The sequence below is a fragment of the Mycobacterium sp. genome, assembly GCF_049278535.1.
Lineage (GTDB): Bacteria > Actinomycetota > Actinomycetes > Mycobacteriales > Mycobacteriaceae > Mycobacterium.
In genome coordinates this window covers 1-2,366 of record NZ_JBAPMI010000325.1, presented here as the reverse complement: position 1 = coordinate 2,366, position 2,366 = coordinate 1, and the positions used below count along the sequence as shown (strand labels likewise).

The following is a 2,366-nucleotide window of genomic DNA, read 5'->3' as shown; positions in this document are numbered from 1 at the left end:
GTGCAGCTGCGTACACCGGTGAAGCGCGCCAGCAGCTCCGCCGCGTCGGCGGCGTCTGCGCGGGACCGAAACGGGCCGACTGCGCGGTCGTGGCGCGGCTTACGCACCACCGAAAACCGGGGGAACGCCTCGTCGCTCAACACCACCCACCACCAGCGGTGCGGGAATCTCGACCGGCGGTTGTAGGGCGGGGCATGCGCGGCGAGCATCCGCAGCTCGCGGACACCGGCTTCCAGCGCGTGCGCACATTCGACGTGCTCAACAGAGCCGGCCAAGGTGACCATCTCTTTGATTCGGGTGCGCTGATCTGAGCCGTTGAAGTACTGACTTACCCTGCGCCGCAAGTTGATTGCTGTCCCGACGTATAGCACCTCGTTTCCCGGTCCGCGAAACAGGTACACCCCGGGCCGGCGCGGCAAGCCCTCGGCGAGCACCCGTTTACGCCGTTGTGCCGGAGACACATTGGGCAGGTAGGACCGCAGCTCGGCGTAGGTGTGTACGCCCTGGTTGCCGACTCGCTCGATCAGCGCGTGCAGCACCTCGACAGTGGCTCGCGCGTCGTCGAGTGCCCGGTGGGTGGGTTCGCTGGCGACGGCGAACAGCCGTGCCAGCGCCGCCAATCGCACACTCGGCGCCTCTTCGCGGCTGAGCACCCGCCGCGCCAGTTGGACCGTGCACAGCGCCTGCGGGCGCGACCAGCGGATGCCACATTGATCGGCGGCGGCCCGCAAGAAGCCCATGTCGAACCGGGCGTTGTGGGCGACCAGCACGGAGCCGCGGGCGAACTCGAGAAACATCGGCAGAACGGCGGCGATCGTCGGGGCGTCGCACACCATCGCGGTGGTGATCCCGGTCAGTTGGACGATCTGCGGCGGAATACTCCGCTGTGGATCGACCAGGGTGGCGAACTCGCCCAGCACGACGCCGCCGCGAACTTTGACCGCACCGATCTCGGTGATCGCATCCGCGCCCTTGCCGTCACCGGCTGTCATGCGACCGCCGGTGGTCTCCAGGTCGACGACGACGAAAGTGGTTTCCCGCAGCGATATTTCAGCAGCCCCGTCGAGATCGGGGAGGCTCAGCTGCTCGGCAGCGGGCGCGCCCATGGCGGCGACGGTAACCAGTCGCACCGACACTGCGCGGGTTTGCTTGCGGCGCGTCGCCCCCGGACCTGGTGTGACCGATGAGCGCCGAGCCCAGAACTTGTCGGTAGCCACGGTTAGCGTCACGGCAAGGCCGACGATTAAGACGGAGAGGACCAGCCAGATGGTGCATTACAACGAGCCCGATTGGGCGGCGGCAGATCCGCCCGAGTCGACAGAACCGGTGGTCATCGACTGTGACGACTGCGCGGTGCGCGGTCCTGGGTGTCGCGACTGTGTGGTCAGCGTGATACTCGGGGTACCAGAAACTTTGCTGGAAGACGAGCGGGCCGCACTCGAGGTCCTTGCCGACGCTGGAATGGCACCGAGACTGCGGTTGGTGCCCATCCACCGTCAGCGTCCGGGAGTCGCCTAACGGCGTTAGCCTGAAATCTTGCTGTTTTCTTAACAACTCACAGTTGGACAAGCTCGATGCCGTTTCGTAACCTATCTGAGACCTAGAGCAGACTCGGCTGTCATGCCGACGGGTTTTAAGGATGCAAGGTTTTGCGAACAAAGCTAAATGGTGGACGTTTGTCTTTGCGCGTCGCTAAGCGCTTTGTTGTCCCCGCGCTAGCCGGTTTCATCGCTCTATCCGGAGTAGCCGCCAGCAATGTGCTGGCCGACCCGGCCAATGATGCGATGGCAAAGCTCAACGAGTTGTCTCGGCAGGCCGAGCAGACCACCGAAGCGATGCATAGCGCCCAGCTCGATCTCAACAACAAGCTGGCTGTGCAACAGACCGCCGAAAAGAAGCACAACGACGATGCGGCGGCCGCCGATGCGGCGAAATCGCGACTGGCAACCTTCCAGGCTGGCGTCGACAAGTTCGCTGCAGCGATGTACATGGGCGGTCGCACCGACGGGATGAACGCGATCATGACGGCCGAGTCGCCGCAGCAGCTGATCGGCAAGTTGTCCGTGCAGCGGGTCATCTCCACGGCAATGATCGCGCAGATGGCTACCTACCGCGCCACCCGCGAGGAAGCCGCCCAGGCCGAGAAAGAATCCGCGAAATCGGCCGCCGAGGCCAAGACCGCGGCGGAGCAGGCGACCGCGGTGCGGGCGAGCCTGCAGTCCAAGCAGAGCCGGTTGCAGCTGCAAATCGCCATCGTCAAGTCGCAGTATCTGGCGCTGAGCCCACCCGAGCGCACCGCGTTGGCAGCTCCCGGGCCCGTCCCGCCACCCCCGGCCGCGGCGCCCGCTCCCGAGGCACTGCCACCG

The 2,366-nt window shown here is 65.6% G+C and carries 2 protein-coding genes and 1 pseudogene; 2 read left to right on the top strand and 1 reads right to left on the bottom strand.

The window, feature by feature from the left end; translation table 11 throughout:
- Positions 1-1,106 (bottom strand): DEDD exonuclease domain-containing protein (locus tag WAO18_RS21425; RefSeq protein ID WP_422208240.1); only part of this gene is annotated, 1,106 nt, incomplete at its 3' end.
- Positions 1,107-1,266: 160 nt separating this feature from the next.
- Here WAO18_RS21425 and WAO18_RS21420 point away from each other — a divergent pair.
- Positions 1,267-1,518, top strand: coding sequence for a hypothetical protein (locus WAO18_RS21420; RefSeq protein ID WP_422208239.1), 252 nt, complete (start codon positions 1,267-1,269; stop codon positions 1,516-1,518).
- Positions 1,519-1,676: 158 nt separating this feature from the next.
- Positions 1,677-2,366: pseudogene (locus WAO18_RS21415) on the top strand (endopeptidase); the annotation flags it as partial.